This is a genomic window from Jeongeupia sp. HS-3 (assembly GCF_015140455.1).
Lineage (GTDB): Bacteria > Pseudomonadota > Gammaproteobacteria > Burkholderiales > Chitinibacteraceae > Jeongeupia.
Genome location: NZ_AP024094.1, coordinates 2,997,563 through 3,023,654 on the forward strand (window position 1 = coordinate 2,997,563; position 26,092 = coordinate 3,023,654).

The following is a 26,092-nucleotide window of genomic DNA, read 5'->3' on the forward strand; positions in this document are numbered from 1 at the left end:
ACGATGACAGGCGAAAAATACGATATCCGCCCCGAGCAGTCGGTCGAGCTGTTGAAAGAACTGCACATCCTGACCCGCGACGGCAAGCTCAATCAGGACAGCCGCCGCAAGCTCAAGCAGGTTTACCACCTGTTCAATTTCATCGAGCCGCTGCTGCGCGATGTGGTGGCCGATCACCCGAATGTCTCGCTGGTCGATCACGGCGCCGGCAAGTCGTATCTGGGTTTCATCCTCTACGACCTGTTCTTCAAGGCCAATGCGCCGGAAGGCACGATCTACGGCATCGAAACCCGGCAGGAACTGGTCGAGCGCTCGACCGCGCTGGCCGAGCGTTGCGGCTTCCCCGGCATGCGCTTTCTGAACCTGTCGGTCGCCGATTCGATCGGCTCCGATGTCTTGCCCGAGCAGATCGATGTCGTCACCGCCTTGCACGCGTGCAATACCGCGACCGACGATGCGATCCGCTTTGCGCTGGATAAAAAAGCCAAGCACATCGTGCTGGTGCCTTGCTGTCAGGCCGAAGTCGCCGCCGTGCTGCGCAAGAACAAGCAGCGGGCGCTGAAAAGCCCGCTGGCCGAAGTCTGGCGCCACCCGATCCACACGCGCGAGTTCGGCAGCCAGCTGACCAATGTGCTGCGTTGCCTGCAGCTCGAAGCGCACGGCTATCAGGTGACGGTGACCGAGCTGGTCGGCTGGGAGCACTCGATGAAGAACGAGCTGATCATTGCCAGCTACAAGAATCTGCCGCGCAAGAAACCGGCCGAGCGGCTCGATGCGGTGCTGGGCGAACTGGGGCTGGAAGAAATGCGCGCGCGTTTTTATACCGTCTGATCGACGCGCCGTCGCAAAAAACCGGCCCAGGGCCGGTTTTTTTTCGTCCCCTGGGCATCCTGCCGTTCGTCTGCTGGCTACGGCCATTACGCATATGTTGCGTCGCAGCAATTGATGACGATGTACTATCTGCATTCTTACTGTGTTTGACATTAATAACATGTCTGGAGAGTGGAAAGCAGATGGTGACCATTGATTCCAAAGTGACCCAGCTTGGGTGTTACAACGTGCAACAAGGGCAGAGCTCGGTTTCGGGCCTGTCGTCCGGGGCGTTCATGACGGTGCAGCTGCACCTGGCGCATTCGGCCAGCTTCGTTGGCGCCGGCATCATCGCCGGCGGGCCGTTCCGCTGTGCCGAGAGCTTCCCGGGCGCGGCGCCGGTAGCGGAAGACGCGTTCATCCAGAACTCGCTGTTTATCTGCCTGAATCCGCTGGTGCCGCAGACCGCGCCGAATGCCGCGCATCTGGCGCAACTGGCGCGCGATACCGCCGCGGCTGGCGAAATCGATCCGGTCGAGCATCTGGCCGATGACAAGGTCTACATCTTCACCGGCAGCGAAGACGAGGTGGTGTTTTCCGATGTCGTCGCCCGCACCCGCAGCTTCTACGAGCTGCTGGGCGTGCGGCCCGAGCACATCGCGTTTGACGACACCGTGCCGGCCGGGCATTCGATCATTACCGACAACCCCGAGGATTCGCCGCTCGGCAGTAACCAGCCGCCTTACATCAATCAGGGCGATTTCATGCAGTCGCACCATATTCTCGAGCATATCTACGGCAAGCTGAACCCGCCGGCCGAACGCCTGAGCGGCCGGCTGCTGCGATTTCATCAGACCGAGTTCTTTGGCGGCGACCCTGGCGCCAGCATGAGCGAGTACGGATACGCCTATATCCCGAAAGCGGTCGAGGACGGTGCGCCAGCGCGGGTGCATATCGCACTGCACGGCTGCAAGCAGGGCTACAACTATGTCGAGTACACCAACGGCCGCCGCGACACGCTGACGTCGCCGCCGTACGGCAACCGCTACGTGACGACGACCGGCTACAACGCCATTGCCGACAGCAACAATTTCATCATTCTGTACCCGCAGGTCGAGGGCACCGACGACGGCATCACCCAGAACCCCGAGGGCTGCTGGGACTGGTGGGGTTACTCCAGCACCGATGCGCAGCGCCCGGACTACTACTCGCGCAATGCGGTTCAGATTCGCGCCATTCACGGCATGCTGCAGCGGCTCGGCGGCTAAGCCCAACCGGATACAAAGGAAATAGTCATGAGCAATTACGATCAGGCCAAGGCCATCCACCACGTGCCCGCACACCGCTTGCACAGACTGGGGCAACTTTACACCCAGAGCGTCAGCCGCCATTTCAACAACAGCCTCGCCGTGGCGACATCGCTGCCGGCCTACCTCGATCCGCAGACCCTCGTGGAGGCATGGGGGCTGCAGCAGGCGGTGGCGCAGCGGCTGCAAAAGCAGAACCAGCAATGGTGGGATGGCATGAAGCTGCTGTATGAAGAATCTGGCCGGCTGGGCAAGGCCAATACCATGAGTAAGTTCTTCGAGCAGGAGTACAACCTGTACGCCCAGTTCGGATCGCTGGTCAGCGATCAGCTCACCAGCCTGATGGGACTGATGGAAAACGTCCAGATCGATTATGGCTACTGGATGGCGCAGAAGCAGGCGGCCCAGGCTGCGCCGGTGCAGGCCGTCCGGCCCGATGTGGCGGTGACGCGTTCGTCGTCGCGCCAGCGCGAAGCCGATGCGGCCTGAGCGGCACCCGGACGCGCAAGCCGGCGGTGTCGAACGCGGCGTAAGCGTGTTGCCTCTGCGCCGCTGCCCGTCCTGACCGTCCCGTCGTCCCCCCCGACAGCGCCGCGTTGCGGCGCTGTTTTCGTTTCTGCAGTGCAGCGCCATCCGCGCGCGGAACAGGCATAAGCAAACACGGATCGCTGCCTGTATAGCAGGTATACCAATCGTTCATTTTCCAGCTCGCTCGGGCTGGAATATATTTTCATCAACCCGGAGCGCACAAGGCAAAGCGAAAACAAACAGCGCGGTGTTTTGAATGGCAGCGGGGAATCGGCATGGGAGGTTCGGATAGACAACACCCTGCAATTTTCAAGAAGCGACCTAGAGGTTGGCATGTTGAGAAATATCTGTCTTGCGGGTGCATTGACGATGATTTCGACAATGACATTCGCAGCTGGATCGGATCAGCCCAAGATCGTACTCGAGCAGAAATTCGATGTCAGCGCCGAAAAGGCCTGGGGGAAAATCGGTACGTTCTGCAGCATTGAACATTGGCAATCCCTGGTGCGCGATTGCCTGGTGGAAGAACGGAGCGACGGCATTTATCGGGTGGTGGTGATGAAGAACGATAGCGCCTATACCGAGCGCCTCGAAACATTCTCGCAGTCTGATCGCAGTTTCAGTTATTCGATCTTGAGTGGCCCGCTGCCGGTGAATCAATACCGGTCCGAATTGAAGATCGAGTCCCGCGGTAATGAATCGAAACTGATCTGGCGGGCGTGGTACACGGTTCCTGAACAAGGCGACAGCCAAAAAATTAAAAGCGACCTAGAGGCGCTGTTCAGGAATGGCATTAAGGGAATGTCGATCCTTCTGCATTCCTAAGCAGTTCCAATTAAATACAAAGGAGAAATCATGATTCTGGTCACTGGTGCCACTGGCAATGTAGGTAGCGAAGTCGTTCGTCGTCTGGCGGAGCAAAACGTGGCGGTGCGCGCGCTGACGCGCAGCGCCGACAAGGTCGGCCAGTCCGGTTCGGTCGAATGGGTGCAGGGTGAATTCACCGACGCACAGAGCCTGAGCAACGCGCTGCGCGGTGTCGACAAGGTGGTGCTGATTTCGCCGGCGCATGCCGACATGGTCGCGCACCAACTGGCGGTGCTCGAAGCGGCCAAGGCGGCCGGGGTGAAGCACATCGTCAAGCTTTCCGGCCTCGGCGCCGGCCCGGAGGCGCCGATCCGTCTGCCGCGCAAGCATTTCGAGATCGAGAACCAGATCAAGGCCAGCGGTATCGCCTATACCTTCGTGCGTCCGAACCTGTTCATGCAGGTACTGATCGGCTCGGCCGGCAGCATCGCGTCCGACGGCGCGATCTACGCCCCGGCTGGCGAAGGTGCGATCAGCTTTACCGACGTGCGTGATGTGGCGGCGACGATCGTCACCGCGCTGCTCGAGCCGGGCCACGAAAACCAGGCGTACGAAATCACCGGCCCGGCGGCGCTGACCTATGCCGAGGCGGCCGATGTACTGAGCGTTGCGATCGGCAAGCCGGCGAAGTATGTCGCGGTCGACGAGGAAACCGCGCGCAATGCGATGACCTCGGGCGGGCTCGACCAGTGGCTGGTGGAGGCCTTCCTCGAACTGTTCCAGATCTACCGCGCAGGCTACGGCGCCGCGGTGCTGAGCGATACCGTCGCCAGGGTCACCGGCCGCCCGGCGCACGATCTGAACAACTTCGCCAACGCCTATCGCCCGCAGTTCGTCGCCGCTTAAGCCGCTGCGATCCAGGCCGGCGGGCGCAGCTCGCCGGCGGGGGCCCCATCTCAAGAGAGCCGAAATGAATCCTAATCAAATTGTCGTGGTCGGTGACAAGTTCGCCCACTTCGCAAACCTGCCCGGTGTCATGACCGTCTCGCAACTGGCGCAAAAGCTCGATGGTGGCGCCCAGGACGAAGCGCTGCCGAACGCGGTCGTGATCGGCCAGGGCGTGTCCGAAGGCTGGTATTCGTACCTGAAACACCGCTTCGATGCCCGCAGCGTCGCTGTCGCCTTTCAGGGCGAAGAGCAGATCACCAGCCGGACCGGCCGCCGCTTCAGCCACAAGTGGCAACGTCGCAATATCCTGATCACCGATCCGCAGCAGGTCGGCCTCAACCAGTACCACATGCTGCTGTCGCTCGACGACGATTGCGAAATTATCTCGGACCACACCACCGGCCACCACATCCAGGGCATGGTGCTGACCGAAGCCGCCCGTCAGGCCTTCCTCGCCGTGACCGAATGGTTCCTGCTGCCGCAGAACGAGAAGTACTACTTCGTGATCAACAAGTTCAACGTCGATTACACCAAGTTCACCTTCCCGCTGCAGGTTGGCATCGACCTCAAGATCGAGGCACTGGACCAGAGCCGTGCCGATCGCGTCTCCGCCAAGGTCACGATCCGCTTTGTCCAGCATAACGAGACGGTCTGCACCGCCGAGGTCGACTACACGGCGATCCTGGAAAGCCGGCTGAATGCCAAGGAGGAGCAGATGGCCAAGACCGCGCTGGAACAGGCGCTGAATCTCCAGCAGGTGCAGCAGCTGCAAGCGGCTTGATGCCGTCTACCCGGGTCGTCGGCCTAGACGAGTTCTTGGCAGGTTTCGACGACCTGATCGCGAATCCAGTTGGAAATCGGATTCTTGGTGAGGTGGCGTAGCCGGATGAAGTGGAACAGGTGGTTCTCGCTGGGAAACGGCAGTTCGTTGATCCGCAGCGGATAGGCCTTGGCGAAGTGCTGGGCGAGTCGGCGTGGCAGGACGCAAAGGTAAGGACGCTGGCAGAGCAGTTCCGGAATCGCATTGAAGCTGTGGACCGAACCGACGACGCGACGTTTCTTGCCCATTTCAGCCAGGCGTTCGTCGACCCAGCCGGATAAATGGCCTTTATAAGAAACCAGTAAATGTTCCGCCGCGAGAAATTGCGTCAGATCCAGGCCGTCGGAAATCGACGGGTGTTGGTTGGAGCAGACGGCAACGTAATCCTCGCGGAATAAGGGATCGGTCGCCAGGCGATTGCAGTTCGGTAAAGAGGAAACAATGGCGCAATCGATTTCGGAACGCTCGATTAATTCGTGCGCATCCTGATAAGTCGCCGGCATCGTCGTCAGAAAGACCGAAGGGGCCTGATCGCTGACACGCTGTATGAGTTTGGGCAGCACGATGGCAATGCCGTAATCGTTCAGCCCGAGCTTCAGGGAAGTCGAAATATGTTTGGGGTCGAAGCCGGAAGCCATATTGACGGCGGCTTCCAGCAAGGCCATGCCCTCGAAAATCAACGGGGCAATCATTTCGGTCGTACGCGTCGGGCGCATTTCGCCATCGATCCGGACGAAAAGGCGCTCGTTGAAAATGTAATTCAAGCGCTCCAGGGCACGGCTGACCGCAGGCTGCGTCATCGCCAACTGCTTGCCAGCGTGAGTCAGATTGCGCTGGTTGTAAATCGAAAGCAGGACCTTGAAGAGATTGAGGTCAATGGGTCTAAGGCTATTGCTCATAGGGGCAGTTTGAATTTGAAAGTACGGGTTCGGGGCAATAAAGCCAGGATGAGTCGGCTGCTCAGAACGAAGAAACAACTTTTTATGGTCGGGCTGCAAAGTGCATAAAAGTTTCGTTCCTGTTTTAGTGATCGGTGCCGGTCCGGTGGGCATGGCTACGGCAGCGTTGCTGCGCCAACAAGGGATTGCGGTGCGGGTCGTCGAGAAAAACGATGCGCCGACGCCGTATTCGAAAGCGGTTGGCGTGCATGCGCGGACGCTGGAGAGCATGCATGCGCTCGGGGTGACCGAGCAGCTGCTCAGTCAGGGGCATCCGATGCATACCTTTCGTTTGGTTGACAACAACCAAACGATTATGCGGTCAAAGTTTACAAACATTTCATCTGCATATTCTTTTGTTGTAGGTTTGCCGCAAAGCTGCACCGAGCGGACGCTGCTGGCGCGCCTGATCAGCCTCGGTGGGCGGGTCGAGTGGAATACCCGGCTGGTCGGGGTCGAGCAGCTCGGCGGGCGCGATGACGCCGATGGCAAGGCGCGGGTACATCTGCAGCACGCCGACGGCAGCGAGGAGCTGGTGAGCTGCAACTGGCTGATCGGCGCCGACGGCAGCCGCAGCGCGGTACGCGAGCTGGCCGGGATCGATTTCCCGGGCGGCGATTACGGCAAGTCGTTCATTCTCGGCGACGTCAAGGTCGACTGGGCCGGCCCCAAGCACGAACTGCAGTTCTTCCTCTCCAGGCACGGTTACCTGCTGCTGGTGCCGATGCCGGGCGGCCTGCACCGGATCATTGCCCAGACCGGCAAGAAGTTCGACGACTTCCAGGGCGATGAAAAGCCCAAGGCGACGCTGGCCGAACTGCAGGCGATCGTCGATCGCCAGGGGCCGGGCAATATGCGCGTGCATTCGCCCGAATGGCTGACCTGCGCGCCGTTCTACCATCGTCGCGCCGAAACCTGCCTGAAGGGCCGGACGATCCTGGTCGGTGACGCCTTCCACCTGTTCAGCCCGCTGGGCGCGCAGGGACTGAACACCGGCTTCCAGGACGCGTTCAACCTCGCCTGGAAACTGGCCTACGTCGAGAAGGGCTGGGCGCCGGTCGATCTGATCGACAGTTACCGCGACGAGCGCGAAGCCATCGCCAGACTGATTGCGACGATCACCTCCAAGACGACCGACTACATCACCGCAACGGCCTGGCATCGCCGGCTGATGCGCCGGCTGATGACGCGCTGGTTCAATCCGACGGCCAAGGTGCAGGAGCAGTTGCCGCGGTTGCTGGCCGGGCTGATGCAGACCTACGACGGTGCCGAGGCCGCGGTGAAGGGCGTGCCGCAGGCCGGTGCGCGCGTGCCGCATGCCTGGGTGCCCGACGGTCTGGGCTACAAGCCGCTGGCCAGTCTGATCCACGGCACGCATTACACGCTGATGCTGGTGACCAACCGGCTTGACGACACGATGCTGCGACAACTGCAGGCCGTCGGTTCGCAATTGCTGCTGCAACTGCCGTACCTGCGGGTCAAGCTGGTGACGCGCGAAGTCGACGCCATCGAGGCACTGATCCCCAAGGGCATCGACCTCATCGAGGATCGCCTGAGCAGCGTGTTCGAGGCCTTCGACGTGACCGAACAGGCGCTGGTACTGGTGCGGCCCGACGGCTTTGCCGCGCTGTCGGCCCGTGAATGGTCGCTCGACGCCGTATCCCGCTATTTCAGCAATGCCCGGTTTTCCACCTTCCCGGTCAACACCATCCGGCATGAGGAGTTGATCTGCCATGAAGCGTAAAGCTGCCTTTTTCGACGTCGACAACACGCTGCTGAACCTCAAGTCGATGTTCTCGTTCCAGCAGTACTACTACGCACGGACCGATGCCGCCGATGCGTACACGGACTTCGTGCAGATGCTGCACAGCCATCCGCAGCGCGAGGATCGCCAGTTTCTCAACCGGCTGTTTTACCGGAGCTTTTCCGGCCGCAACCAGACCGTGCTGCGGGCGATCGCCCAGGCGTGGTTCGCCCACCTGCAGGGCGAATACGGCGACGAGCTGTGGATACGCTCGGCGCTGGCCCTGGCCGAGCAGCTGCGCGCCGAGGGCTTCCAGCTGGTCGCGGTGTCGGGTTCGAGCCACGAGATCCTCGCGCCGCTGATGCGCCACCTCCGTTTCGACGCCTGCCTGGCGACGACGCTGGAAGTGCGCGACGGCTTCTACACCGGCCAGATCGACGGTCTGCAGATGATCGGCGACGGCAAGGGGGTCGCGGTGCGCAAGTACGCGCTCGAACACGGTCTGGATCTGGCGGACTGCGTCGGCTGCGGCGATCACATCACCGACCTGCCGATGCTGTTCCTGACCGGGCGTGCCTACGTCGTCCGTGGTGACGCCCCGCTCGAGGAGGCCGCACTGCAGCGTGGCTGGCCGCTGCTGGCGTTGAACGAACACGAGGAGGTGCTCGAAGCGCTGCATGTCTAGCCCTCGTGCTGACGACGAACCCGCGCGGCGCCTGCCGCGCACCGTTTCCCCCTGATCCGATCAAGAGAATGAAATGACCAATGTTTCCCGCTGGGGCGCGATGCTGGCCCTGCTGTTTGCCACCGCCGCCTGGGGCGGCCTGTTCCACGCCGGCAAGCTCGTCCTCAACAACGTCGACCCGTTCTGGTTCACCGTGGTCCGCTATACCGGTGCTTCGCTGCTGCTGTGCGGCATCCTGATGCTGCAAGGCAATGTCCGCTGGGAACTGCTGCGTGAGCACTGGCGGCGCCTGGCCAGTCTGGGCCTGATGGGCTACGGCATGTTCGGCATCCTGGTGTTCATCGGCCTGTCGTACTCGGTGCCGTCGCACGGCGCGGTGATCATGGCGACGATGCCGATCACCACGCTGCTGATGCGCTGGGTGTTCGAGCGCCAGCGTCCGCAGCTGTGGGCGTGGTGCGTCGTCGCACTGGCGATCTTCGGCGTCTCGCTGGTTTCCGGCGTCTGGCGCAGCGGCAGCGACACGGGCCACAGCACCGTGGTCGGCGACCTGATCGCCTTTGTCGGCACCGTCGGCTGGATCATGTACACCCGTGGCCAGGCCAGCGTTTCCAGGCTGTCGGTGATCGAGTACACGACCTTTACCGCGATTCTGGCGCTGCCGGGCCTGTTCGCCTTCGCCGTGCTCGCGACCATGCTCGGTTACGCCAACCGCCCCGATCCGGCCGACCTGATCGCCGCGATTCCGCCGATCCTCTACATCGTCGTCATCGGCACCGTGCTGGCCGCGCTGGCCTTCAACAAGGGCGTACGCACCCTGGGCGCCGTGCACGGCATCGTCTTCATCAACCTGGTTCCGGTCTCGGCGCTGCTGATCAGCGCGGCCAAAGGCAGCGTGCCCAGCGGCAGCGAAATGCTCGGGACCCTGCTGATCATCGTCGCCCTGAGTGTCCAGGCCCGAAAGATGGGGCTCGGGCTCAAGGCCGCCAAATAGCTGCCGGCGCGCCGCCTCACCGAACGATTCGGCCCGGCGCCCGGCTTTCCGAGGAAGTCTGAAAATGAAAACAGTCATCGGCAACTGGAAGATGAACGGCAACATCGATCTGTTGCACGAAATCGTGCCGACCCTGATGCAGGAAGGACTGGGCGCGACGGTGGGGCTGTGCCTGCCCTATCCCTACCTGAGCGCTGCCAATACGCTGCTGGCCGATGCGCAATCGGCGATCAAGCTCGGCGCGCAGAACGTCAGCGAGCACCCGTCCGGCGGGCATACCGGTGAAATCTCGGCCGCCATGCTCAAGGAGTTCGGCTGCCGGCTGGTGCTGATCGGCCACCCGGAGCGCCGCAGCATGTACGGCGAAACCCGCGAAGTCACCGCCCGCAAACTGTACGCCGCGCTCGATGCCGGCCTGTATCCGGTCTACTGCGTCGGCGAAACGCTGGCGCAGCGCGAAAGCGGCAAGGCGCATCAGCTGATGGTCGACGAACTGTCCTTGCTGAGCGGCGTGCCGACCGAACGCTTTGCCATTGCCTACGAACCGTTGTGGGCGATCGGCGGCGGCGTGACCGCCTCCGTGGCCGATATCGGCGAAATGCACGGCTTCATCAAGGACGTGCTCGGCGCCGGCACCCGTGTGCTCTATGGCGGCAGTGTCAAGGCGCACAACGCCGCGCAGGTGCTCAACGTCGACAGCGTCGACGGTGTCCTCGTCGGCAACGCTGCGCTGTCGGCCAGCGAGTTCCTGAGCATCTGCCGGATCGCCAACCACAGCATGCACGGCGAACCGATCACGCTGGGGCTGAAACATCGTCCGGCACCGGGCGAGACCACGCTGCGGATGCCGTTGCCGGCCACGATCTGCGTCCCGCCACCGTGGCGCGAGTTCTGAACGATACCGCTATCCATCGGGCCGGAAGCGGCCCGCACCTCACCACAACAAGATCCAACCCGGAGAAATCATCATGAAGTTTGCCATGAAAGCCACCCTCGGCCTGACCGCCGCCGTCCTGAGCCAGCTGGCGCTGGCCGGCAAGCTGGGCGTCTATACCTCGGACGCCAACGGCTTCGACACCCATACCTTCTACTACGACGACGGCAAGGAAGTGACCGTCATCGATACCCAGTTCGTGCCGACGCTGACCGAAGCCATGGTCAAGCAGATCCGCAGCGAGACCAAGTCGCCGATCACCCGCGTCGTCGTCACCCACCCGAATCCGGACAAGTACAACGGCCTGCCTTATCTGCACAAGCTCGGGGTCGAATCGATCACCAGCGCGGCGGTGTCGGCCGAAATGCCCAAGGTGCATGCGTACAAGGAAAACTTCTGGGTCAACACCGCCAAGGCGTTCAAGCCGGGCACCTATCCGGCGTTCGAGAACGTCAAGACCACGTTCGGCGGCAAGACGGTGCTCAAGCTCAAGTCGGGCGAGACGCTGAGCCTGTTCGAGCTGCAACACCCGGGCGTGGCGACCAAGCAGGTGGTGGTGCGCGTCGACCAGAGCGGCGATCTGGTCGTCGGCGACCTGCTGCACAACAAGGCGCACCTGTGGCTGGAGGGCGGGCTGGTCAACGGCAAGCCGCAGCCGGATCTGCCGGCATGGTCGGCGGCGGTCGGCGAGCTGGCGGCGCTGGCGAAGGGCAAGCCGAACGCCAAGGTCTACGGCGGTCGCGGCGAGTTCGTCACCGTGGCCGAGGCGGTCAAGGAGCAGCAGCGCTATCTGGCGCAGGCCGATGTGCTGGTGCGCGACTATGTGGCGCAGCTCGGTGACCGTCAGGGCGAACTGAAGGATCCGAAGCTCGCGAGCGGCCACTACAAGGAGCTGGAACGTCGCTTCAGCGCCCGCTTCCCGGACTACAAGCTCAGCTACATGATCGGCTACAGCGTGTACGGTCTGGTCAACAGCGATCTCGATTCGGGCAAGTCGCTGTAATCGTCACCGGGGGCACCGCCGCCGGAAGGCGGTGTGCCGCGGACTCACCGACGGCGCAGTGGAGCTCACTGCGCCAGCTGCGTTACCAGATGGTCGATCAGCACGCGCACCTTCGGTGCCAGATGGCGCTTCGGCGGGTAGAGCAGCCACGCGGTGCCGCGATACGCCGGCGCGCGGAAGGCCCAGTCGGGCAGCACGCGGATCAGCCGGCCGTCGGCGAGCGCGTCGCGGGCGGTGAACAGCGGCAGGCAGGCGATGCCGAGTCCGGCCAGCGCGCCCTCAAGCCGAACGCCGCTGTGATTGGCGACATAGCGGCCACGGACGGTGACGCTGGCGGCGTCCTTGTCGCGGCGGAACTGCCAGCGCGCGTCGTCGGGCGTTTCGCCGAGATAGATGCAGCTGTGGCCGGCCAGTTCGTGCGGATGCACCGGCGTACCGCGGGCGGCAAGGTAGGCCGGGGTTGCCGCCAGCACATGCTCGATGCGCAGTAGCGGCCGGGCCGCGAGCCCCGGTGGCGGTGTCTCGGTGATGCGCAGCACCAGATCGACGTCGTCGTTGTACGGATCGACATCGCGGTCGGTCAGCACCAGTTGCACGTCGATATCCGGGTAGCGGGCGAGGAACGCCGGCAGCGTCGGGTGGACGACCTGGCGGGCGAAGGCGTTGGGCGCGCTCAGCCGGACGAGCCCGCGCGGTGCCTCCATGAATTCGCCCGACACCGCCATTACCGCCCGCGCCGCGGCGACCATGTCCTGCGCGCGTGCCAGCGCGGCGCGGCCCGGTTCGCTCAGCCGCAGCTTGCGCGTCGTGCGCTCGAGCAGCCGCGCGCCCAGCGCCGTTTCGAGCCGGGCAATCTGCCGGCTCACCGCCGACGGCGTGCTGCCGAGCTGGCGCGCCGCCGCCGAAAAGCTGCCGGCGTCGACCACGCGGACGAAGACCGCCATATCGTCGAGCAGGCCGAGGAAGTCGCCGGATGCAGCGCGTTTACCTGCGTTCATGGTTTGATTTGTTCTCATCGAGCACAAGTATTGTTCCAGTGTCGGTGATTATCGCCACTGGCCGCAAGACATAAGCTGCGCACATCCCTGTTCAGCGAGTCGCACCATGCCCAACCTGCTTTCCCGTTACCCGGCCGAGGCGATGCTGTTGCTGGTTGCGCTGCTCTGGGGCACGAGCTACGGCGTCGCCAAGGGCGCGCTCGTCTACTACCCGGTGCTCGGCTTTCTGGCGGTACGCTTCGGGCTGACCTTTTTGCTGCTGCTGCCGTCGCTGCGGCAACTGGCGACCCCGGCCGGACGCGGTGCACTGAACGCCGGCCTGCCGCTGGGCGCGATCCTGTTGGGGATCTTCATCTGCGAGACCTTCGGCGTTGCGCTGACCAGTGCCGCCAACGCCGCACTGCTGATCAGTCTGTGCGTGGTGTTCACGCCGTTTGCCGAATGGGTGATGTTGCGGCGTCGCCCCGAGGCCAGTGCCGTCGTCGCGGCGCTGGCCTCGCTCGTCGGTGCGGCCATGCTCAGCAGCGCGGCCAGCCTGAGCTTCAATCTTGGCGATGCGCTGATGCTCGCGGCCGCGCTGCTGCGGGCGGTCAATGTCTGCCTGATCAAGAAACTGATCCACGGCAAGGCGATGCCGATGCTGACGCTGACCGCGGTGCAGGCCGGTGTCGTCTGCGCCGGCAGTGTTGCCGTCGCGCTGATGGTTTCCGGGCGTGGCCTGCCGCCGTTGCCCAGTGCGCCGGCGTTCTGGATTGCGGCGCTGTATCTGGTGCTGTTCTGCACGATCTTTGCGTTCTTCGCCCAGAACTGGGCGGTACGTCGCGGCAGCCCGACCCGGGTTGCGCTGCTGATGGGCAGCGAACCGGTATTCGGCGCGCTGTTCGCCGCGATCTGGCTGGGCGAGCGACTGACGCCGCTGGCCTGGTCCGGCGCGGTGCTGATCGTCGGCGCTAGTCTGTGGGCAACGCTGCCGCGGCAGGTCTCGCCGGCCACGGCCTGATGGCGGATCAGTGCGCCGCGTAAGCGGTCCGGGCTAGACAGGCTCCGCGCGGCGCGGGCCTCGGTGGCGAGCGCACGATAAGTGCGGCACGCAAGCCTGAGCCGTCTTTAATTAAAATAGGATTGCGTGGCCGTTGAGTGGCGCCGCAGATGCCAGGCATTCGGCAAACCCCCGCATTGACCGCGCCTGCGGGCAGCACAAGTACCGGGCTTCGTGCCGGCCCCTGCGTCGGATTGGCAGGTATGCGACCCGCCCGGCGGGATCAGGATCAGATCGGGCGAGTCGTGGCGATCAATCCGGTCTCCTCATGATCGATGTTCCAGGAGCCCATCATGTACGACTTCCTCGCCCAAAGCCTGTCACGCCTGCAAGGGCTGATCGAGTCGCAGCGCGACGCGATCGATCTTGCCGTTGAAAAGATGCTGGAGGCCGTCGCCGCCGACCGCTTGATCTTTGCGTTTGGAACGGGGCATTCGCACATGGTGCCAATGGAGTTGTTCGGCCGGGCGGGTGGGCTCGCCAATGTGGCGGCGATGCTGGATAGCTGTGTGCTCAATGGCGGTGGCGCTACGCGCAGTGGCCGGTTGGAACGGCTGCACGGGCTGGCCGATATCCTTTGGGACGAGTATCAAATCTCCAAGGGCGATCTGCTGTTGATCGTTTCGAACTCCGGGCTCAACGCCGTCATCGTCGAGATGGCGCAACGTGCGCGCGCCGAGGGCGTGTATTGCATCGCACTGACCTCGCTCGAGCAATCGCGCGCCAATACCTCACGCCACCCGAGCGGCGCCAAGCTGTACGAACTGGCCGATCTGGTCATTGATAATGGCGCGCCAAACGGTGATGCATTGCTGCGCTACGGCGAACTGGGAACCGGATCGTTTTCGAGCCTCTCCGGGATTGCGATCGCCCAGGTGCTCGTTGCCGAAACGGTGAGGCGAGGCGTTGAGCTGGGCATTGATGTGCCGCTTTACCAGAGCCAGAACACCGACCGTGCCACCGGCAACGAGGCGCTGTTCGCCAGATACAAGCCGCGCATCAAGCATTTGTAATCCCACCGCCGGGCCGGTCGCGGTCGTGATGCACAAGGTCGGTGTGCATTGCGAAGGTTTAACGCCAGGCTTCTGGCTTATTCGTTTGCGTTGGGCGGCTTGAAACGCCGGCGCTTACCGGCGTTCGCCGCCGCTCGAGTGCCGGGCTTCGTGCACGACGATGCCGGCCGGCTCGGCCGCCCTGGCGGCAAATGCGGCGTCGTCGAGCACGAAGCCGTGGGCGATGTACAGCTCGACGTCGGTACGCGGCTGGCCGCCGCGTTGCTCGGTGCCAAGAATGACGATGCCGGTCTTGCGGTCCGAATAGATGCGGTACTCGGTGCGCGGGCCGACCAGGTTGATCCGCAGCTCGCTGTGCAGATTGCTCTGCATCAGCCCGAAGTAGGCGCGCAGCCGTCGCGGCCCCGGGCCTGCGCCGCGCTGGCAGCCGGCGTCGCAGCGGTAGGCGTGCACCAGCCGATAGCCGTTGCGCTTCAGGATAGCGCCGTAATAGTTGTTGACCCACTGGGCGCTGTCGTCGAGCGTGTAGCCGTAGAACCAGGTGTTGCCGGCCACCGGCACCAGCCGGTCGACGCGCAGGCCGCCGCCGGGCTTGAAGTACGGTGTCGAGATCGGTACGTCGACGCGGACGTGTTCGAGGTACTTGCCCTGCTCGAACGGCGGATTACCGGGCAGGATGTCCAGATCGAACGGCGCGCGGCCAAGCGGCGCCGGCGTGTCGCGCACCGGCCACACCGCCTGCGGCCCGGCCTTGTCGCCGGCCGGACAGTCGGCGTGATTGAGCTCGGGCGCGGTCGGGCTGGCCTTCAGCTTGCGCGCGATCGGCTTCATGTCGCGGATCGCACCCTGGGCAATCGCCAGCGTCACGTCGACACGGGCCGGGTCGGTGTCCGAGTGACCGGTGCCGAGCAGCACCACGCCCTCGCGCTGGCTGGCGTAGACGGTGTAGTCGATCGAGTAGCCCGGTTCGGGGCGCGGCCGGACATTGCGCATCGCGATGCCGGCGATGCGGCGCAGATCGACACCGTCGGTATCGCGCAGGCAGCGCTCGTCGCACTGCTGCGCCTCGACCCGGGCAAAGCCGCGGTTGGCCAGCGTGCATTCGTAATGCTTGCGCACCGCGGCGGCGGTCACGCCGCGACGATAGCGGTACTCGGCGTACCAGCCGTCGCCCACCACCGGCACCGCGTATTCGTCCCAGCGTTCGGGCACGCCGCGCTTGTCGCGGATCCAGCCGGAGACCGGCACGTCGAGTTCGACATTCGCGCGCAGGAACGGTGGAAAGGTCGGGGTAAAGCCGGGCAGCGGCGTCAGCCCGAACGGCATCGGTGCCGCGCCGACGGACGTGGAGTCGGCGTTGGCAAACGGCAGCAGTGCGAGCAGCAGGATCCACGGCTTCATCGGTTTTCCCCAACGGTGGCGCTGCTTTCAACATACCCGCAGCGTGATGATCCTGCCGTGCCGGCGGTCGGTCATCGTCCGCTGTTACGGATGCCGGCCGTGGCCACTGTGACCGTCGTCGAAAGTGCGAACGGCGCATACTGGCTACTCCTTTTCCGGAGCGTCGCCATGGTGTTGAAAGACTGGCTGGCCGCACTGCTGGTGATCGTTGCCTGGGGCGTCAATTTCGTCATCATCAAGGTCGGCCTGCACGGCGTGCCGCCGATGCTGCTCGGCGCCTTGCGTTTCACGCTGGTGGCGTTTCCCGCCGTGCTGTTCGTGCCACGCCCGCAAGTACCGTGGACGCGGCTGCTGGCCTACGGCGCGACGATCAGCCTCGGGCAGTTCGTCTTCCTGTTTTCCGCCATCGACGTCGGCATGCCGGCCGGTCTGGCGTCGCTGGTGCTGCAGGCGCAGGCGTTCTTCACCTTGCTGCTGGCCGCGGCGCTCTTTGGCGAGCGCATGCACTGGCACAATCTGGCCGGGCTGACCGTGGCGGCGGCCGGTCTGGCAATGATCGGGTTGAGCGGCGGTGCCGGACACGTCTCCGGCCTGGGGTTCGGACTGACGCTGTGCGCCGCGCTGTGCTGGGCGGGCGGCAATCTGGTGATCAAGGGCATCGGCAAGGTCAACCCGCTGGGGCTGGTGGTCTGGGGCGCGCTGGTGCCGCCGTTGCCGTTCCTGGCGCTGTCGATCTGGCTGGAAGGAACGCCGCGCATCGCGGCCAGTCTGGCCAGCCCCGGCGTGGACAGCGTGCTGGCGGTGCTCTATCTGGCGTACATCGCCACGTGCATGGGTTACGGCTTGTGGGGTCGTTTGCTGGCACAGCATCCGGTGCGGCAGATTGCCCCCCTGACGCTGCTGGTGCCGGTGGTCGGTCTGGTTTCCGCCCGGCTGTTGCTGGGCGAGCAGTTGACGCCGCTTCAGTGGGCGGGCGGGCTGGTGGTGATGCTCGGGCTGCTGATCAACGTGTTCGGCCCGCGCTGGCTGGCGCCGCAGACCGGCTGACGCCCGGAGCCTGTTCACGACCTGTCGCGAGCCCCGATCAGTGGCGCGCAGCACGTGGACAGGTATTCAGCCGCCGGCGCGTTTGACGGTGTGGCCCAGCTGCCTGAGCGCGGCCATCACCAGCTCGCAGTGATCGCCCTGGATTTCGATCACGCCGTCCTTGACCGTGCCACCCGAACCGCACTGGGTCCTCAATTGTTTGCCTAGTAGTGCGAGCGCCGCCGCATCCAGCGTCAGGCCCTTGATCAGCGTGACGCCTTTGCCTTTGCGCGTTTCCCGCGATACCCGCAGCGCGCCATCGGCGAAACCCGCCGGCACGACGGCTTTGCAGCTGCAGCTTGCCTGCGGATTGCGGCAGGCCGGGCATATGCTGCCGTGCTCGGTCGAGTAGACCAGACCGCCTGACGATTGCGCTTTCAACGGTTGGCCTCGCGTTCGGGTTGGAAAATCCGGGTATCCATCAGCGCCCGCTGCGCGCCTTGCCGCTGGTCTTCTTGCCCTTGCCCTGCCCCGGCAGCACGATCTTGCGCTGACCTGCGGGCACGCGCGGTTTGGCTGCGACTTGAGCTACCGGTTGCGAACCGCGCGGCGCGGCATGGCTGCGGCGCTCGCCCGGCGCTTCACGCGGGATCAGGTGCTGCGGCGCGTTGCCGATCAGGTCGGCGCGGCCCATATTGATCAGCGCTTCGCGCAGGATCGGCCAGTTTTCCGGATCGTGGAAACGCAGGAAGGCCTTGTGCAGCTTGCGGCGGTAGCCGTCGCGGATCACGTCGACTTTTTCCGAGCTGCGGCCAAGCTTCTTCAGCGGGTTGCGGCGGGTGTGCCACATCGTCGTCGCCAATGCCATCGGCGTCGGCGTGAACGCCTGCACCTGATCGGGCTTGAAGTTGTTTTTCTTCAGCCACAGCGCCAGATTCAGCATGTCTTCGTCGGCCGTGCCCGGATGCGCTGCGATGAAGTACGGGATCAAATACTGCTGCTTGCCGGCTTCCTTGCTGTACTTCTCGAACAGGCGCTTGAAGTTCTCAAACGCGCCGATGCCCGGCTTCATCATTTTCGATAGCGGTGCGTCTTCGGTGTGCTCGGGGGCGATCTTCAGGTAGCCGCTGACGTGGTGGGTGACCAGCTCTTTGATGTACTCGGGAGATTCGACCGCGATGTCGTAGCGCAGGCCGGAACCGATGGTGATCTTCTTCACGCCCGGAATCGCCCGCGCCTTGCGGTACAGCTGGATCAGGTGCGAGTGATCGGTGTTGAGGTTCTCGCAGATGCCCGGGTAAACGCAGCTCAAACGCCGGCAGCTCTGCTCGATTTTCTCGTCCTTGCACGCCAGCCGGTACATGTTCGCGGTCGGGCCGCCGAGGTCGCTGATGTGGCCCTTGAAACCGTCGGTCTTGTCGCGGATTTCCTCGATCTCTGTGAGGATGCTTTTTTCCGAGCGGCTCTGGATGATCCGGCCCTCGTGCTCGGTGATCGAGCAGAAGGTACAGCCGCCGAAACAGCCGCGCATGATGTTGATCGAGAAGCGGATCATCTCCCACGCCGGGATATGCGCCTTGCCGTAAGAAGGGTGAGGATTGCGCGCGTATTGCAGGCCGTAGACGTAATCCATTTCCGGCGTGGTCAACGGCACCGGCGGCGCGTTCATCCACACATCGCGCTCGCCGTGCTGCTGCACCAGCGCGCGGGCGTTGCCCGGATTGGATTCGAGATGCAGCGTGCGACTGGCGTGCGCGTACAGCACCGGATCGTGCGCGACGGCTTCATACGCCGGAATCCGTACCACGGTTTTCTGCCGTTCGGCCTGCTTGGCGGCAAGGCGTTCGGCCTTGCTGACGAGGCGGATCGGTTTCGGCGCATCCGGCGCAGCGCCGGTTTCACAGGCGGCGCCGGCCTGTTTCTCTTCTTCCATCGCGTACGGATCGGGATGCGCTTCGACCCGTCCCGGCGTATCGACGGTGGTCGAATCGAGCACCGCCCAGTCGCGCGCCGGCATCCAGCCGTGGCTGCTCATGAAGGCCGTGCCGCGAATGTCGCGCATGTCCTTGAGCTTTTCGCCAGCGTTGGCGCGATGCGCCACTTCGACCAGCGCGCGCTCGGCGTTGCCGTACAGCAGGATGTCGGCCTTGGCGTAGACGATCGCCGACTGGCGCACCTTGTCGCTCCAGTAATCGTACTGGGCGATCCGGCGCAGGCTGGCCTCGATACTGCCGACCATGATCTGCACGCCGGGGAAGGCCTCACGGCAACGCTGCGAATATACCGTCACCGCGCGATCGGGCCGGCGGCCGGCGACGGCGTCGGGCGTATAGGCGTCGTCCGAACGCGGGCGCTTGTCGGCCGTGTAACGGTTGATCATCGAATCCATATTGCCGGCGGTAATGCCGAAAAACAGCCTTGGCTTGCCCAGCGTCTTGTACGGCTCGGCGCTGTCCCACTCGGGCTGGGCGATGATGCCGACCCTGAAGCCCTGCGCCTCGAGCAGCCGGCCGACCAGCGCCATGCCAAAGCTCGGATGATCGATATAGCAGTCGCCGGTCACCAGAATGATGTCGCACTCGTCCCAGCCGAGCGCGGCCATCTCGGCGCGGCTCATCGGCAGGAAAGGCGCCGGCTTGGCGCGGCGCTGCGGTGCGTAATCGAAAATCGGTGTTGGAACGGAATTCATGATGACCGGCAATCTGGCTAATCGACCATTTTCGCAGATTTCGCCCCGATGAATCCGGAAATTTTCTTGTTTTTCATCGGGATAGCGACGATCGGCGGGGTAAAATGGCGCATCTTTTCTCGCCTGGAAAACCCGATGCAAATCTGGGTCGACGCCGACGCCTGCCCCCGGGTGATCCGCGACATTCTCTGCCGCGCCGCCGAACGCGCCCAAATCAGGACCGTTTTCATCGCCAATCAACTGCTGAGCGTGCCGCCATCGAAGTGGATTTCGGCGCTGCAGGTGCCCAAGGGCTTTGACGTTGCCGACAACGAGATCGTCGCCCGCGTGAGCGCCGGTGATCTGGTGATCACCGCTGACATACTGCTCGCCGCCGACGTCATCGCCAAAGGGGCGCGGGTGCTCGACCCGCGTGGCGAGCGGATGACGGTGGAGAACATCCGCGAGCGGCTGTCGATGCGCGACTTCATGCAGGGGCTGCGCGATTCCGGCGTCGAGACCGGCGGGCACTCGGCGCTGAACCAGGGCGACCGGCAGGCGTTTGCAAGGGCGCTGGATAGCTGGCTGGCGCGTTTGCCGAAATAGTTTCACCGAACACTTGCCCATCAAGGACCTTCGCCCATGATTACCTGTCATCTGAAGTACGTCGTCGACGCCACGAAGATGGTTGAATTCGAACAGTACTGTCGAATGTGGCTGCCGCTGATCAAGAAGTTTGGTGGTATCCACCATGGCTACCTGCTGCCCTCGGAAGGGGCGAGCAACATCGCGCTCGGCTCGTTCTCGTTCCCGTCGCTCGCTGCGTATGAACAGTATCGAATCAAGTCACTTGAAGACCCTGAGTGCCAAGTCGCCTTCCGGTTTTCCAAAGAGACGCGGTGCTTCCTGAGTTACGAACGAACTTTCTTCCGTCCGTTGTTTCCCGAGTGATTGGCGCATGAGCAACCTGTTTGAAAACCTGCCGGTCGCCTTGCCCGGCGAGCTGTTCGAAACGCTGGCGCGCAGCGGGGCCGTACGGATCGAGCGCATCGTCTCGCATGGCCAGACGTCCCCGGACGGCTTCTGGTACGACCAGCCCGAGTCCGAATGGGTCGTGGTGCTGCAGGGCAGCGCGCGCTTGCGTTTTGACGATGAGGCCGCCGATACCGAGTTGCACGTCGGCGACTACGTGCTGATTGCGCCGCACCGCCGGCACCGGGTGACGTTCACCGAAGTGCCGACTGTGTGGCTGGCGGTGTTTTTCTGAAAACCTGCTCATGCTTCTGCTGCGCGCCACTGATCGGTGCTCATGCGCTGCTCGAAATCCTCATTTACTCAAGTAAATTCCGGTTTCTGCGCTGCTCTTCACTCCGCTGAGTGTCGCTCGCGACGAAGCGTGGGCAGGTTTTAGCCGGCAGGTTTCAGCTGGCCGGGCAGGCCAGCGCCGGGGCGAGCGGTTTCGCCGCGGGCCAGCTCGACGCGTAAAGCACGCCACCGATCACCAGCGCCGTGCCGGCCAGTTGCGCGCCGCTGACGGCTTGGCCGAGCGCGATGCCGATCAGCACGGTAAAGATCGGGATCAGGTTCATGAAGATCGCCGCCCTCGCCGCGCCGATCCGGGCGACGCCGTCGTTCCACCACATATAGGCGAGCACCGTGCCGAGCACGCTCATCGCGGCGATGGCGGCCACCACGCTGTGCGGCGGCAGCGTGTAGAAGTCGGGGCTGACGATCTGGGCGACGCCGCTCATCAGCAGGCCGCCGAAGCTGATCGTCATTGCCGAAACCTGCAGCGGTGCCAGACCGGTGATGAAGCGGCGCGGAATGGTCGAATACACCGCCATCGCCAGCGCGGCACAGAACACCAGCGCATCGCCCGGTGTGAACGACAGCGCGAGCAGTGCGGCAACCGAGCCATGGCTGATCACGGTGACCACGCCGGCGAGTCCCAGCCCGAGGCCGGCCATCTGCCGGCGGCTGACGGGCTCGCGGTTGAGCAGCGCCGACAGCAGCACGGTCAGCGCCGGGCACAGCGCGGTAATCAGCGCGCCGTTGACCGGCGAGGTGGAATGCAGGCCGTAAAACAGCGCGATATTGAAGCCGCAAATACCGATGGCCGCCATGGCGAGCAAGGGCACGAGATTGCGGCGCAGTCCGGCCAGGTCGATGCCTTCGCGCCAGTACACCAGCGGCACGAGGATCAGCGCGGCGGCGAGAAAGCGCCAGCCGCCGATCGCCAGCGGCGACATGAAGGCGACCACATACTTGGCGAGGTGAAACATCATTGCCCAGAAAAACGTGGTCAATACCAGTCTGGAATAGATCAGGGCCATGGCGGGCTCCGGCTTGTACGGTGGATTGGAAAGCCGATTATAATTTTCCGTATTCGCAACGAATTTAGAGATTTCGAAAAACCATTTTCCGTATATGAAAAACATGCCCGAGCTCGACTGGAACGATCTGAAGTACTTCCTTGCCGTGGCGCGCGGCGGCGGGCTGACGCCGGCGGCGCAGGCGCTGCACAGCAGCGCGTCGACGGTCTCGCGGCACATGGACGCGCTGGAAAAACGCCTCGGCGTGCGGCTGTTCATGCGCCAGCAGCGCGGCTATCTGCTGACCGATGAAGGCAGTGCGCTGTTCGAGCACGTGGCCGAAGTCGAACGGGCGATGCAGGCGGTCGAGCGCCGCAGCAGCGAGGTCGCCGGGCTGGTGAAGGTCGCGACGTCGGAAACACTGGGCAACCATCTGCTGGCGCCGAATCTGGCCGGTTTTGCCGCGCAGTATCCGCATGCGCAGGTCGAGCTGGTGATCAGCCGCAACCTGGCCGATCTCTCGCGCCGCGAGGCCGATCTGGCGCTGCGGATGATGGAACCCGGCGCGGCCATCGTCGGCAACGACTACATCGCGCATCCGCTCGGCAAGGTGCGTTTCGGCCTGTATGCGACGCCGGCGCTGGTGGCAGCGCATCCGGACTGGCGCACGATGCCCTATGTGACGTGGGATGAATCCTGGGGCTACTACTCGATGGGCAACTGGCTGATCGCGCAGTTCGGCGGCCGGCCACCGGTGCTGCGCGCCAATAATCTGCAGGCGCAATACCTGGCCGCGCGCACCGGCATCGGGCTGGTGATGCTGCCGCACTTTCACGGCGACGCCGACCCGCTGCTACAGACCGTCGCCGACATGCCCGAGCCGGCCGGCCGCGATCTGTGGATCGTCTATCACCGCGATCTGAAAGCGAGCCGGCGGGTGCTGGCGATGCGCAGCTATGTCGAGGCGCTGGCGCGGCGCGTGCTCGGCTGAAGCGTCGGAGCCGGGCGTTACTTGAGCGTTTCGAACTCGATCAGCAGCGTGGTCTTTTCGTCATTCAGCCACAGCTGGCCGTCCTGAATCGTCACCTGCAGCCGCATCGAGCGTTCGAGCATGGCACCGAGCGCGCCGAGGGTGTCGTTGTCGATCGCCAGCACATGCAGGTTGTCGAAGCGGGTGAAGCCGCCGGCCATCGGTGCCCACCAGGTTTCGGCAAAACGGGTGCCGCCGTAGGCGTAAATCCATGCTTCATCGGCGCGCTGCGCGGCGCGGCGGATGCGTTTTTCGTCGGGCTGGCCGAGCTCGATCATCACCTCGATCTCGTCGACGAGGTTCTTCTGCCACAGCGCCGGCTCTTCGTCATCGCTGATGCCCTTGCCGAAAGCCATGGTTTCGCTGGCGTGGCGGGCAAACGCAACCAGACGCAGCATCAGCCGTTCCGGCGTTTCCGACGGGTGCTGGGCGACGGTGAGCGCGTGCGTCTCGTAATAGCCGCGATCCATATCGGCGATATTCAGTTCGGCTTTGTAGATCGTGGCCTTGAGCGCCATGGTGGCCTTGTGCTGGAAAGGGGAAAGGCGCGAAGTTTAGAGCAGCGTCAATGAATCGGCGAGCTTCTTGCCGATTGACGGCCAGCCGGCGGGTGCAGATCGTCGCGAATGGGCATAAAATCGTGCTTTTTCACGGACGACGGTTCGGCGTCCGGTCATTTACCCGTGGGGCAAGCAATGAATCTGGCGGATGTGCAGGCGAAGTATCAGGCGTTCAAGGAACTCGGTCTCAAACTCGACATGTCGCGCGGCAAGCCGGCGCCGGAGCAGCTCGATCTGTCGCTGCCGCTGCTCGATGCACTCGACGGCTTCAAGGCCGCCGACGGCACCGACACCCGCAACTACGGCGGCATCGTCGCCGAAGCGCGCGCGCTGTTCGCCAGCCTGCTCGATGTGCCGGCGCCGCAAGTCGTCGTCGAAGGCAGCGCCAGCCTGTCGCTGATGCACGATGTGCTGATCTACAGCATGGTTTACGGCCAGCCGGGCCATGCGCCGTGGGCCGGTCAGTCGCCGGCCTTCATCTGCCCGGTACCGGGTTACGACCGTCACTTCGGCATCTGCGAAGCGCTGGGCATCCGCATGATCAACGTCGCGATGACCGACAACGGCCCGGACATGGACGAAGTCGAGCGTCTGGTCGCGTCGGATGCCAGCATCAAGGGCATGTGGAACGTGCCGAAGTACAGCAACCCGGGTGGCGTGGTGTATTCGGATGAAACCATCCGCCGTCTCGCCGCGATGAAGACCGCCGCGCCGGACTTCATCCTGATGTGGGACGATGCTTACCGCTTCCACCACCTCACCGCTGAAAACATCGTCAGCGCCGGTGTCATCGATGCCTGCGCCGCCGCCGGCAACCCGAACCGCGCGTGGGTGTTCGCATCGACGTCCAAGGTGACCTTCGCCGGTGCCGGCCTGGCCGCGCTGGCCAGCTCGACTGAGAACGTCGCATGGTGGACCAAGAAGTCGGGCATCCGCAGCATCGGTCCGGACAAGATCAACCAGCTCCGTCACGTGCGTTTCCTCAAGGACCGCGCTGGCGTCGAGGCGCTGATGGTCAAGCATCGCGACATCCTCGCGCCGAAGTTCGATGCGGTACTGGCGCAGTTCGAAGCCGTGCTCGGCGGCGTCGAAGGCGTGAGCTGGACTTACCCGAAGGGCGGTTACTTCATCGATCTGGTCACGCCGAACGGCTTTGCCAAGCAGACCATCGAACTGGCCAAGGCCGCCGGCATCACGCTGACTCCGGCCGGCGCGGCGTTCCCGTACGGCAAGGACCCGAAGGACGCGCACATCCGCATCGCGCCGAGCTTCCCGTCGCTGAAGGAAATCACCCAGGCGGCAGAAGGGATTGCGCTGGCGTTGCGCCTGGCGATCGGCCGCTAAAAAAACCTGCCTCGTCAGACCTGCTGCGCTTGCGCATCTCGCTGTCGTCCGATGCTCGAAATCCTCATGTACTCATACGTACATTCCGGTTTCTGCGCTTCGGGCGTCAGCGATCTGCTTTGGCTCGCAGGCCTGCCGAAGCAGGTTTGCGCATCGCATCGTCTTGATCAAAACCGCCGCCCGGCTTGTCCGGCGGCGGTTTTTCGTTGTCTGCGTTGCGCTGAACCCACCGTGACGACAGACGCGGTCGCGCCGATGTCGATGGTTGATTTATGCTTTCGGCATGAATGAATCCCCGCTCTGGACCGCCGGCTTCCGGCACTTTCTCGGCTCGCGCTTCATGGCGCTAGCGCTGTGCGACGGCCCGCCGCCGCCGCCCGGTGATGTCGCGCGTTTCGCGCTGTGTCTGGTGCAAGCCGGCTCGGCCCGGGTCGAAATCGGCGGCATCAGTCAGTTGGTGACCGCGCCGGCCGCCCTGCTTTTCGACGAGACATTAAGGCCAAGCTTCGAAGCCGCACGCGGCTTGCGCTGCGAGAGCGTGGTGTTCCATCCCGGCATCGTCAATGATGTGTTCGAGCCGGCGGTACTGCGCGCCGGCGGCTATACCGGCACGGCGATGCAGGATGCCGACGTGCTCGATCCGTTCATTTCCGGCTCGCCGCTGCGGCGCTGCCTGGCCTTGTCGCCGGCGCTGGCGGCCCGCGCCAGTGCGGCGCTGGGACAAATGCGCATCTTGCTGACCCGGCAGGACGATCTGCGCTGGCCCTGCCGTACCCGTGCCGCCTGGATCGAGCTGCTGTTCGGCCTGCGCGCGGCGTGGGATGCCACCGATCCGGCGCAACTGCTGCCCAGCGATGAGCGAGTTGCCTGCGCCTTGCAATGGGTGCACGACCACTATGCCGAATCGTTCACCGTCGAGACGCTGGCGCGCGTGGTCGGCTGCAACCGCACCACCTTGAACGACGGGTTTCGCGCGCATACCGGTCACAGCATCCGTGCCTACGTCGTTGCGCTGCGCATGCGCGCCGCGGCGCAATTGCTGCGCGATACGCTGATCCCGGTCGGCGACGTGATGGCCAAGGTCGGCTATGACAACCCCAGTCACTTCAGCCGCACCTTCCGCAGCAGCACCGGCTTGACGCCGGGTGCGTACCGGCAGCGCGAGTGCTGGCTGGACTGAGCG

27 protein-coding genes are annotated in these 26,092 nt (G+C 64.0%); 20 read left to right on the plus strand and 7 right to left on the minus strand.

Annotated elements, in window-relative coordinates:
• Positions 1 to 3: 3 nt before the first annotated feature.
• The 6 genes from JLC71_RS14430 to JLC71_RS14455 all read left to right on the plus strand — a co-directional run bounded on the left by JLC71_RS14430 (position 4) and on the right by JLC71_RS14455 (position 5,181).
• Entirely contained in the window at positions 4 to 831 is an 828-nt protein-coding gene (locus tag JLC71_RS14430; protein ID WP_200916151.1) for a class I SAM-dependent methyltransferase, read from the plus strand.
• A 182-nt stretch (positions 832 to 1,013) separates the two neighbouring features.
• Positions 1,014 to 2,078, plus strand: coding sequence for an extracellular catalytic domain type 2 short-chain-length polyhydroxyalkanoate depolymerase (locus JLC71_RS14435; protein ID WP_200916153.1), 1,065 nt, complete (start codon positions 1,014 to 1,016; stop codon positions 2,076 to 2,078).
• A gap of 27 nt (positions 2,079 to 2,105) precedes the next feature.
• Positions 2,106 to 2,606 carry a hypothetical protein gene (locus tag JLC71_RS14440; RefSeq protein ID WP_200916155.1) on the plus strand — a complete coding sequence of 167 codons (501 nt, stop codon included), beginning with the start codon at positions 2,106 to 2,108 and terminating at the stop codon, positions 2,604 to 2,606.
• Positions 2,607 to 2,978: 372 nt separating this feature from the next.
• Positions 2,979 to 3,470, plus strand: coding sequence for an SRPBCC family protein (locus tag JLC71_RS14445; RefSeq protein ID WP_200916157.1), 492 nt, complete (start codon positions 2,979 to 2,981; stop codon positions 3,468 to 3,470).
• A gap of 30 nt (positions 3,471 to 3,500) precedes the next feature.
• On the plus strand, positions 3,501 to 4,358 hold the full coding sequence (locus JLC71_RS14450; protein WP_200916159.1) for an SDR family oxidoreductase: 858 nt from the start codon (positions 3,501 to 3,503) through the stop codon (positions 4,356 to 4,358).
• A gap of 64 nt (positions 4,359 to 4,422) precedes the next feature.
• Positions 4,423 to 5,181 carry an AfsA-related hotdog domain-containing protein gene (locus JLC71_RS14455; protein WP_200916161.1) on the plus strand — a complete coding sequence of 253 codons (759 nt, stop codon included), beginning with the start codon at positions 4,423 to 4,425 and terminating at the stop codon, positions 5,179 to 5,181.
• 23 nt (positions 5,182 to 5,204) lie between these two features.
• On the opposite strand, the gene JLC71_RS14460 is transcribed toward JLC71_RS14455, so the two are convergent.
• On the minus strand, positions 5,205 to 6,389 hold the full coding sequence (locus JLC71_RS14460) for a LysR family transcriptional regulator (RefSeq protein WP_236250911.1): 1,185 nt from the start codon (positions 6,387 to 6,389) through the stop codon (positions 5,205 to 5,207).
• Here JLC71_RS14460 and JLC71_RS14465 point away from each other — a divergent pair.
• The 5 genes from JLC71_RS14465 (at position 6,271) to JLC71_RS14485 (ending at position 11,518) form a co-directional block, all read left to right on the plus strand.
• Entirely contained in the window at positions 6,271 to 7,902 is a 1,632-nt protein-coding gene (locus JLC71_RS14465) for an FAD-dependent monooxygenase (protein WP_200916165.1), read from the plus strand. The two genes, JLC71_RS14460 and JLC71_RS14465, sit on opposite strands and share 119 nt — an antisense overlap.
• Complete coding sequence (locus JLC71_RS14470) at positions 7,892 to 8,587, plus strand: HAD family hydrolase (protein WP_200916167.1); 696 nt, start codon at positions 7,892 to 7,894, stop codon at positions 8,585 to 8,587. Before JLC71_RS14465 ends, JLC71_RS14470 begins: the two co-directional genes overlap by 11 nt.
• A gap of 73 nt (positions 8,588 to 8,660) precedes the next feature.
• Positions 8,661 to 9,581 carry a DMT family transporter gene (locus tag JLC71_RS14475; RefSeq protein WP_200916169.1) on the plus strand — a complete coding sequence of 307 codons (921 nt, stop codon included), beginning with the start codon at positions 8,661 to 8,663 and terminating at the stop codon, positions 9,579 to 9,581.
• Between the two features lie 64 nt (positions 9,582 to 9,645).
• Positions 9,646 to 10,476 (plus strand): triose-phosphate isomerase, encoded by an 831-nt coding sequence (tpiA, locus tag JLC71_RS14480; RefSeq protein ID WP_200916171.1) that lies wholly within the window; start codon positions 9,646 to 9,648, stop codon positions 10,474 to 10,476.
• An 85-nt stretch (positions 10,477 to 10,561) separates the two neighbouring features.
• Positions 10,562 to 11,518 (plus strand): MBL fold metallo-hydrolase, encoded by a 957-nt coding sequence (locus tag JLC71_RS14485; protein ID WP_200916173.1) that lies wholly within the window; start codon positions 10,562 to 10,564, stop codon positions 11,516 to 11,518.
• Between the two features lie 65 nt (positions 11,519 to 11,583).
• Here JLC71_RS14485 and JLC71_RS14490 read toward each other — a convergent pair whose 3' ends face one another.
• Positions 11,584 to 12,516 (minus strand): LysR family transcriptional regulator, encoded by a 933-nt coding sequence (locus JLC71_RS14490; protein WP_200916175.1) that lies wholly within the window; start codon positions 12,514 to 12,516, stop codon positions 11,584 to 11,586.
• 106 nt (positions 12,517 to 12,622) lie between these two features.
• Here JLC71_RS14490 and JLC71_RS14495 point away from each other — a divergent pair, with 106 nt between their 5' ends.
• Together JLC71_RS14495 and JLC71_RS14500 are read left to right on the plus strand one after the other, a co-directional pair.
• Entirely contained in the window at positions 12,623 to 13,516 is an 894-nt protein-coding gene (locus JLC71_RS14495; RefSeq protein ID WP_200916177.1) for a DMT family transporter, read from the plus strand.
• A 332-nt stretch (positions 13,517 to 13,848) separates the two neighbouring features.
• Complete coding sequence (locus JLC71_RS14500; protein WP_200916179.1) at positions 13,849 to 14,568, plus strand: sugar isomerase domain-containing protein; 720 nt, start codon at positions 13,849 to 13,851, stop codon at positions 14,566 to 14,568.
• 114 nt (positions 14,569 to 14,682) lie between these two features.
• Here the strand turns inward: JLC71_RS14500 and JLC71_RS14505 are convergent, their stop codons facing one another.
• Positions 14,683 to 15,969 (minus strand): hypothetical protein, encoded by a 1,287-nt coding sequence (locus JLC71_RS14505; RefSeq protein WP_200916181.1) that lies wholly within the window; start codon positions 15,967 to 15,969, stop codon positions 14,683 to 14,685.
• Positions 15,970 to 16,137: 168 nt separating this feature from the next.
• Here JLC71_RS14505 and JLC71_RS14510 point away from each other — a divergent pair, with 168 nt between their 5' ends.
• Positions 16,138 to 17,016, plus strand: a complete 879-nt coding sequence (locus tag JLC71_RS14510; RefSeq protein WP_200916183.1) for an EamA family transporter — start codon at positions 16,138 to 16,140, stop codon at positions 17,014 to 17,016.
• A 66-nt stretch (positions 17,017 to 17,082) separates the two neighbouring features.
• Here JLC71_RS14510 and JLC71_RS14515 read toward each other — a convergent pair whose 3' ends face one another.
• A complete protein-coding gene (locus JLC71_RS14515) occupies positions 17,083 to 17,436 on the minus strand; it encodes an SUI1 family translation initiation factor (protein WP_200916185.1) in 354 nt (117 codons plus the stop codon).
• A 40-nt stretch (positions 17,437 to 17,476) separates the two neighbouring features.
• Positions 17,477 to 19,684 (minus strand): YgiQ family radical SAM protein, encoded by a 2,208-nt coding sequence (locus JLC71_RS14520; protein WP_200916187.1) that lies wholly within the window; start codon positions 19,682 to 19,684, stop codon positions 17,477 to 17,479.
• 135 nt (positions 19,685 to 19,819) lie between these two features.
• On the opposite strand from JLC71_RS14520, the gene JLC71_RS14525 reads away from it, so the two are divergent.
• The 3 genes from JLC71_RS14525 to JLC71_RS14535 are packed head-to-tail and all read left to right on the plus strand — an operon-like array spanning position 19,820 to position 20,930.
• Positions 19,820 to 20,269, plus strand: a complete 450-nt coding sequence (locus JLC71_RS14525; RefSeq protein WP_200916189.1) for a YaiI/YqxD family protein — start codon at positions 19,820 to 19,822, stop codon at positions 20,267 to 20,269.
• A gap of 36 nt (positions 20,270 to 20,305) precedes the next feature.
• Positions 20,306 to 20,614, plus strand: coding sequence for an NIPSNAP family protein (locus JLC71_RS14530; RefSeq protein WP_200916191.1), 309 nt, complete (start codon positions 20,306 to 20,308; stop codon positions 20,612 to 20,614).
• A gap of 7 nt (positions 20,615 to 20,621) precedes the next feature.
• Complete coding sequence (locus JLC71_RS14535) at positions 20,622 to 20,930, plus strand: cupin domain-containing protein (protein WP_200916193.1); 309 nt, start codon at positions 20,622 to 20,624, stop codon at positions 20,928 to 20,930.
• A gap of 154 nt (positions 20,931 to 21,084) precedes the next feature.
• Here JLC71_RS14535 and JLC71_RS14540 read toward each other — a convergent pair whose 3' ends face one another.
• On the minus strand, positions 21,085 to 21,996 hold the full coding sequence (locus JLC71_RS14540; RefSeq protein ID WP_200916195.1) for a DMT family transporter: 912 nt from the start codon (positions 21,994 to 21,996) through the stop codon (positions 21,085 to 21,087).
• Between the two features lie 94 nt (positions 21,997 to 22,090).
• Here JLC71_RS14540 and JLC71_RS14545 point away from each other — a divergent pair, with 94 nt between their 5' ends.
• Positions 22,091 to 22,966 carry a LysR family transcriptional regulator gene (locus JLC71_RS14545; protein ID WP_200916197.1) on the plus strand — a complete coding sequence of 292 codons (876 nt, stop codon included), beginning with the start codon at positions 22,091 to 22,093 and terminating at the stop codon, positions 22,964 to 22,966.
• A gap of 17 nt (positions 22,967 to 22,983) precedes the next feature.
• Here the strand turns inward: JLC71_RS14545 and JLC71_RS14550 are convergent, their stop codons facing one another.
• Positions 22,984 to 23,523, minus strand: a complete 540-nt coding sequence (locus JLC71_RS14550; protein WP_200916199.1) for a YaeQ family protein — start codon at positions 23,521 to 23,523, stop codon at positions 22,984 to 22,986.
• A gap of 177 nt (positions 23,524 to 23,700) precedes the next feature.
• Between JLC71_RS14550 and JLC71_RS14555 the strand changes: the two genes are divergently transcribed.
• Both JLC71_RS14555 and JLC71_RS14560 read left to right on the plus strand, forming a co-directional pair.
• Entirely contained in the window at positions 23,701 to 24,909 is a 1,209-nt protein-coding gene (locus JLC71_RS14555) for an aspartate aminotransferase type Ic (RefSeq protein WP_200916201.1), read from the plus strand.
• A gap of 283 nt (positions 24,910 to 25,192) precedes the next feature.
• Positions 25,193 to 26,089, plus strand: coding sequence for an AraC family transcriptional regulator (locus JLC71_RS14560; RefSeq protein ID WP_200916203.1), 897 nt, complete (start codon positions 25,193 to 25,195; stop codon positions 26,087 to 26,089).
• Positions 26,090 to 26,092: the final 3 nt, after the last annotated feature.